The sequence below is a fragment of the Edaphosphingomonas fennica genome (assembly GCF_003034225.1).
Classification (GTDB): Bacteria; Pseudomonadota; Alphaproteobacteria; order Sphingomonadales; family Sphingomonadaceae; genus Sphingomonas_E; species Sphingomonas_E fennica.
In genome coordinates, this window is the sequence record NZ_PHHF01000064.1 from 20,461 (window position 1) to 27,519 (window position 7,059).

The 7,059-nt window shown below is 62.5% G+C and carries 4 protein-coding genes; all 4 read left to right on the top strand.

What is annotated here, in order from left to right:
* Positions 1 to 2: 2 nt before the first annotated feature.
* The 4 genes from CV103_RS15065 (at position 3) to CV103_RS15080 (ending at position 7,034) form a co-directional block, all read left to right on the top strand.
* Positions 3 to 1,799 carry a conjugal transfer protein TraN gene (locus tag CV103_RS15065; RefSeq protein WP_245896873.1) on the top strand — a complete coding sequence of 599 codons (1,797 nt, stop codon included), beginning with the start codon at positions 3 to 5 and terminating at the stop codon, positions 1,797 to 1,799.
* A 271-nt stretch (positions 1,800 to 2,070) separates the two neighbouring features.
* Positions 2,071 to 2,889: a conjugal transfer protein TraF gene (locus CV103_RS15070; RefSeq protein WP_211314409.1), complete on the top strand. Its 819-nt coding sequence runs from the start codon at positions 2,071 to 2,073 to the stop codon at positions 2,887 to 2,889.
* Between the two features lie 65 nt (positions 2,890 to 2,954).
* A complete protein-coding gene (locus tag CV103_RS15075) occupies positions 2,955 to 4,355 on the top strand; it encodes a conjugal transfer protein TraH (protein WP_026149935.1) in 1,401 nt (466 codons plus the stop codon).
* A 15-nt stretch (positions 4,356 to 4,370) separates the two neighbouring features.
* On the top strand, positions 4,371 to 7,034 hold the full coding sequence (locus CV103_RS15080; RefSeq protein ID WP_107395420.1) for a conjugal transfer protein TraG N-terminal domain-containing protein: 2,664 nt from the start codon (positions 4,371 to 4,373) through the stop codon (positions 7,032 to 7,034).
* Positions 7,035 to 7,059: the final 25 nt, after the last annotated feature.

Genomic DNA, 7,059 nt, shown 5'->3' on the forward strand with positions numbered 1-7,059 from the left:
AGATGACGCTCGATGAGGCACGGCAGCAAGGCAAGGCGCTCGGCACCGAGAAGCGGAACGACTCCACGCTGGTGCCGTCGAACGATGCACAGGCGGCCGCGGTGCCGGGCTATTCGGGCACGAACCTGCCGGAGGGTTCCTATTTCGACGATCCGGAGAGGCTGGAAGCGGCGGCCCAGTCGGCCAAGTCGTCGAACGAGCAATATCGCATCACGACCGACGCCGATCGCACCCGAGCGACCTTCAGCAATTCCGAGATCCTCTCGACGACGGCCCGCGCGACTTCGGTGGAAAATGACCCATCGACCTATCTCGCCGGCGAGTCGATGGGGGGAACCAAAGGGACGTGCGTGCCCCTGCCGCCCGCGACCGGCAGCGCGGGATACTACGAGGCGAGCTGCAACGCCGGCAGCAAGGTCACGACGGAGGCGCGAACCTGCAACGTCACCCTCGATGTTCGTGCCGAGCCGCGGACAGTCTACACCTATTATACGGGCCGGTTGAGCTTCCTGCCGACCGATGGTGGCCCTTATCCCGCGCGCGCCGCGTTCGACGACGAGATCGCATCGGGCGTTTGCTGGGAAAGCCGGGTCATCGACTATTGCGACAATATGAGCGCCTATGGGTACACAGCGGCGCCCAACTGCAAGAGCCTTGGCCATACTGCCGTGGAGGTCAAATGTACGGCGGAGGCCCAGGGGATCACGCCGGGCGAATACCATCCAGGCTATGTGCTCTCGACCGGCAACTATTGGCTGACCAAGCAGGACGAGCCGGCGGTGCCGGTGGTGACGCGCAACGAAGGCCTGTGTGCCGCGAACGCTGCTGACGCGAACTGCACGCTCGAGACCGAGGTCTGCACTTCCAGCGATCCGGTGACCAGGATCGTCAATGGCGTTCCCGTCACCCAGCCCTGCTGGGCATGGGAGCGCACCTATCAGTGTCATCGCATTTCATCGGCCAACGACTGCGGCGACCTCGAGGCAAACGGCAGCTGCACGTACCTTCGGACCGAATGCCTGGACGAGGAACCCGACGGGGGTCCCTGCAAGGTCGAGAACCGGGTCTACAAATGCCCGACGCCGTCAGGCGGCCCGAGCGATACGCCGCAATATATCTGCGGCGACGACGTCTATTGCATCAACGGCGACTGCGAGCCGATCGTTCGGGAAGCCTCCACCGAGTTGAAGGATGCGCTGGTCGCGCTCCATTCGATCGACCAGGCGGGCAAGGAGTTCGACGAGAATAATTTCACCGTCTTCAAGGGCAGTCGCGAAACCTGCCACAAGCCCGTCTTCGGGCTCATCAACTGCTGTGCTGGCAAGACCTCTGGTCTCCTTACCGTCGGCGCGGGGGCGGCGGCGCTGGCGGGTGGTCCCGCCGCGATCGCCGCGCTGGCGACGCCGTTCCTGACATTGTTCGCCTGTTCGCAGTCCGAGATGCAGCTCGACATCAAGGACCGCATGGGCCTCTGCCACAATCTCGGCACCTATTGCTCGTCGAGCTTCCTCGGAATCTGCAGCACGCGCCGCACCGCCTATTGCTGTTTCGAAAGCAAGCTCAGCCGCGTGCTCCAGGAGCAGGGCCGTCCGCAACTAGGCAAGGCCTGGGGCACCGCCAAGAAAGAGCAGTGCCTCGGGTTCACGATCGACGAATTTTCCCGCCTCGACCTGTCGGTGATGGATTTCACTGAGGTCTACGCGGACTTCATGGATGCCGCCAAGCTGCCCGATGAGGTCCAGACCATGACCGACATCCAGCAGAAGATTCAGAACTATTACGACCTTCACGGCAAGTGAGATGGGCAGGACCCCTCTCGTTGCCGCGGAGCCGCAGGACTAGCCCAAGGACATAGGACCATGCCGTTCTTCATCATCGAGCTGCCCGCCCTTCTTGCATCGCTCGCGATGCAAACCTCGCCGGCACCGCAGCCCCACCGCTGCGGCACGCCCCCTGTCAGCGTGGCTGACTGCTGCGTCCACCTCGTAGGCGGGGACGGCGGGACAGCAAGCCCGCCGCCCACATACCCTTCCGCGCATTCTGCCTCAGCCGATGAAAGGACGATGAGCGATGTCGATAATCGCTAGGCTTTCGACGCTGGTCGCCGTGGGCGTTGGCCTGGCGGCGCCGCTCATGGCGCAGAACGCGCCGCCGCCGTCCGATACCATCGAGCAGAGCCGGCCTGACGACTTCTACTGCGGCGAGCGAAAACTCGGCCAATGGTTCTATTGCGACAAGCCGAAGGCCGTCCCGCGGGAAGCGCCGGCAGCACCGCCACAGCAGAGCGCTGTCGACCGCATGGCGACGATCACCAAGCATCTCGACGAACTGAAGGCGAAGGCGATCCTTGAACCGTCGGAGGAGAATGTCATCGCCTATGTCCGCTTCCAGCGCGAGCAGCTCGACCGGGCATCGACCTTCTCCGATGTCTGGCAGCGCGCGCTGTGGCAGAATCCCGACATCGACTACACGCTGCAAAGGCCGGTCTCGACGGTCGGCAAGCGCGCCTGGCTCGATAACCGGAAGGCCGATCGTGACGCGGTCCTCACCAATCTGGGTCAGCGTTACGGGCTGTTCTATTTCTACGCCCAGAGCTGCGGCGCCTGCGAGCTGTTCGCGCCGATCCTGCGCTCGGTGACCGACAGCCATCGCATGGCGGTGATGGCGGTGTCGATGGACGGCGGTCCGAGCCGGGAATTCCCGAATTATGTCGTCGACTCCGGGCAGCGCGCCCGGATGGGTGTGCCCGGCAACGAAACGCCGGCGCTCGTCCTGTTCGATACCGTGACGAAGCGCACGATTCCGATCGGCTACGGCATTCTCAGCGCGGATGAGATCATGGACCGGATCTTCACGCTCACGAACACCAAGGTGGGGAGCGATTACTGATGGCACAGCATCGTGGCAAAGGGCGCGCGCGCCGCTTCTTCCGCTCAGCGGGCGCCTCCATGGCGATGGTCGCCGCGCTCAATTTCGCGATCGTCGGCGTGGCGCGCGCCGATGTCGCGTCCGAGATGAACAACTTCTTCTCGGACGCGGGCGGCGCGGCCAATGTCACCGGCCCCTCTGCCTATCAGGGTCAATCGGCTGGTTACTATTCGCTCGGGAACGTCTGGACCCGCTTCCCCCAGAAAAGCGTGCAGCCGTTCAACCTTCAGCTACCGAGCGCGCGGGCTGGCTGTGGCGGTATCGACCTCTTCAGCGGCAGTTTCTCGTTCATCAACGCCTCCGAGATCGTCGCGATGCTGAAGGCGACGGCCAACAATGCGCTGGGCTTTGCGTTCAAGCTCGCGATCGATTCCGTATCGCCGGAGATTGGGAAGGTGATGGATGAGTTCAGCCAGAAAGCGCAGCTCCTCAACCAGATGAATATCTCGAGCTGCGAGACCGCGCAGGCGCTGGTCGGCGGCATCTGGCCGCAGATGGATTCGACGCGGGCGACGATCTGCGAAGCCGTCGGCAACAGCCAGGGCGTGTTTTCCGATTGGGCCGCCTCCCGCCAGGGCTGCAATAACGGCAACCGGCGCGATTCCACCATCGCGGGCAATACCGACGCGTCGATGAAGGATCAGCTGGTCGGTGAGCCGCACAATTACACCTGGGAGGCGCTCAGGAAATCGGCCAAGTTTGGGGCATTCGATCAGTCCTTCTCCGAATATGTCATGACGCTGGTCGGCACGGTCGTGACCACGCCTTCGACCGATCCGAGCGTCGGCGGCAAGGTCGTCATGTTCGGTCCGGCCGAAGAGGCGGTGGTGACAGCGCTGCTCGACGGGACGGCGGACGCGCCGCCGGTCAAGATGCTCAAATGCAATGACGAGAATTGCTACGACGTCGGCGAGCAGACGCTGTCGGTTCCTGCGTCATCGGCGCTGCGTCCGCGCATTGCGACGATGATCAAGTCGATGAGCGACAAGATCCGGTCCGACACGCCGCTCAACGCCGCGGAAAAGCAGCTGCTCAACCTCGCGACGGTGCCGATCTACAAGATTCTCGCGGTGCAGGCCTATGCGCACTATGCGCTGACCGACGGCGAGATCCAGACGCTGTCGGAGATCGTCGCGGTCGATCTCCTGTCCGCCATGCTCGACAATATGCTGGACCGGGTCGAGCAGGCGAAGGTCCACTACCAGACGTTCGACCAGGAGACCGCGACGCAGTGGAAACAGCAGATCGCGGCCACGCGCGCCAAGTTCAGCCAGCGTGACGTCCGGCTGAACAACAAGTTGCAGGTGACGATGCAAATCATCAACCGCAGCATCATGCTCGAGTCCACCCTGCAGAACTCGATGACGCCGGGCATGGCCTCCGCGCTCAATTTCTCGCGCGGGCTGAACGCGCAGGGGCTGAACTAGGGCGGGAGCGCGGCGATGCTGGAGGTCTTCACGGTCGGGGGCGGCGAATATCTCGTAAACGTGTTCAATGCCGTCGCGGCCTGGTCAGGCGGAGGGGGCTATCGCTCGCTCCTGCGGGTGGTGATGGTGATGGGCCTGATCTACTCGCTGCTCGTTGTCGCCTTCACGCTCAACTACAAGGCGTGGATGAACTGGTTCTTGCAGGCGACGGCCATTTACCTTTGCCTGATGGTGCCCACGGTCAGCATCAAGGTGACCGATCGGATCAACCCGAGCCTCGCGCCGGCGACGATCGACAATGTGCCGATGGGTCTCGGCGTGTTGGCGAGCTTTACCACCCAGGTCGGCGACTGGCTCACCCGCACGGCCGAGACCGTGTTTGTTATGCCGAGCGAGCTGAACTACTCGACCAACGGCATGGTGTATGGTGCGCGCCTGTTCGACGCGACGCGCAATTTCGTCGTTCGGGACGCGGAGTTTTCGACCAACCTCGAAAGCCACTTCAAAAACTGCGTCTTCGGCGACGTGATGCTCTATCAGAAATCGCTGACCAACCTCGCCAAGGCGCCCGATCTGTGGGCAGCGATCGGTCCGGGCTCGGAAGCGCGGTCGCAGGAATGGCTTGAGCGGCAGGGCGACGGCACCGTCCAGAATTTCATCATCACCTGCCGCCAAGCCTATCAGGCGCTCGACGCGCAATGGACGCCGATGATCGAGGCGAACGCGCCGCTCTGGGGAAAGGAGGTCTATCCCAAGCTCAGCAACGCGCTGGCTGCCGACAAGCTCAAGCATGACGTTCCGGTCGTGAACGCCGCTTTCACCGGCTCGGCGAGCAACTTCACCGAGACCATGCGGCAGAACACGGCGATCAATGCCTTCATGCAGGCGCGAAACAGCATGGCGGGCGGCAGCGGCGCTGCCGCCATCGACACGTTTGCGCAGACCCGTGCCGACATCCAGGCCCGCAACACGTACAATTCGATCGCGCAGCAGGCGATGGCCTGGGTGCCGATCCTCAACATCGTGTTGACTGTTGTCTTCTTCGCGATGTTCCCGGTCATCTTTCCGCTGTTCCTTATGCCGCAGACCGGTGTCGGGACGCTCAAGGGCTATGCCATGGGCTTCTTCTACCTGGCAGCTTGGGGCCCTCTCTACGTGATCCTGCACATGATCTGCATGACGAGGGCGGAGTCAGCGGCGAACGGTGTGGCTGGGGGAGGGGTGACGCTTGGCAGTTATGCCGGCATCGGGGCGGTCAATGGCGAGACGGCGACCATCGCCGGCTTCATGCTGATGAGCGTGCCGTTCCTTGCTGCCGGTCTCGCGCGCGGCGCAATGTCAATCGCGGGACAGTCCATGTCGATGCTAGCGCCCGCTCAGAATGCGGCGGAGGCCGCGGCGCTCGAGCAGACCACGGGCAACTATTCCTATGGAAATGTGAGCTGGGCGAACTCGACGTCGAACATGCGGCAGGCGGATCAGTGGACGACGGCAGCAAGTTACGTAAGCGGAGCGCCCAGCGTGGGCTTCCGCCAGGACAACGGCACCATGATCACGGGCTTCGGCGACGGACACGACGTGTTCGACATGTCCCAGGCCATGTCTCGGCTCGATGTGTCGCCCAATCTCAACACCTCGTTCTTCAATGAGACGCGCGAACAGGCCAGCGAGGCACATCGCCAGGCTGTCGGAGTGGAAAATCTTGCCAACGAAATTCGAACGGCGACCCACACCAACCGAAGCGCCTATGGAACTTCAACCGAACGGGCATCTGGTTGGGACTCGGGCAGCGGGAGTCAGGCTAACACGTCGATCGAGCGGTTTGACCGGAGAACCGGGACTACATCGGAGGGCCTTGAGGAACGCTCGACCATAGCTCAGAATGAGCGAGCTTCCAGAAGCCACGGCCAACAAGCCGAAACCTCAGATGTGGTGTCGGGAACAATTAGCGCAGGAATTGGTGGCGGAAGAGGTGGTGGTCAGGTCGGTCAAGGCGGTGGTCAGCGTGGCGGTCGTATCGCCTCGCCCGGGGCGGGCCTGATGGTATCAAAATCCGGCACTCAAAATGACCAAATGCGTTATGAAACCAACGACACCAGAAGCAGCGACAGCGGCAATACCTCTTCCAGCGGCTTCCGGGACGATCATGCGAACGGAACGGGTGCCTCGGTGTTTGATGGCACCTATTCTCGCGGTGGTTCGTTCAGTCGCGCCTCGAGAATGTCTTCGTCATCGATGAGCACGGAAGATGCGCTTGCGCTTGCGGATTCTTATTCTGAATCTGCGCGGAAGCTTGAGGAGCTCTCGCAACAGCTCTCGCGCGAGGCGAGCTATGCCGAAACGCACGGCATGCAGATGAGCCAGAATCTGAGCCAGGAGTTGGCCAACTGGTATCGTGCACAGCAAGCCGCGAACCCGGGTCTAAACGCACCGGAGCTATGGGCAACTGACCTCACGCCTCAGCAGCGACAAGTCCGTGAGGGCATGATCGCCCGCTGGATGCAGGATAGGCACGCCGCCATTCGTGGCGAAATTCAAAGCCTGCTACACGCGCCCGATCTGGTCGATGTCCATGCACCGACAATCGGCAGCGCAGCAGATGTCGAAAGACGCTATCACCCGCATGGTGTAGCGCGACGATTACGGAGTCCGGTCGGCGTCAATTTTGATGGCCGATAGGTGGCCGCGCCGGTTGGTGAATTCT

Bases quoted from the DNA above. Each gene is read 5' to 3' on its own strand.
- CV103_RS15075 (WP_026149935.1), top strand. From the start codon at position 2,955: ATGGTCGCCGCGCTCAATTTCGCGATCGTCGGCGTGGCGCGCGCCGAT.
- CV103_RS15080 (WP_107395420.1), top strand. From the start codon at position 4,371: ATGCTGGAGGTCTTCACGGTCGGGGGCGGCGAATATCTCGTAAACGTG.
- CV103_RS15070 (WP_211314409.1), top strand. From the start codon at position 2,071: ATGTCGATAATCGCTAGGCTTTCGACGCTGGTCGCCGTGGGCGTTGGC.
- CV103_RS15065 (WP_245896873.1), top strand. From the start codon at position 3: ATGACGCTCGATGAGGCACGGCAGCAAGGCAAGGCGCTCGGCACCGAG.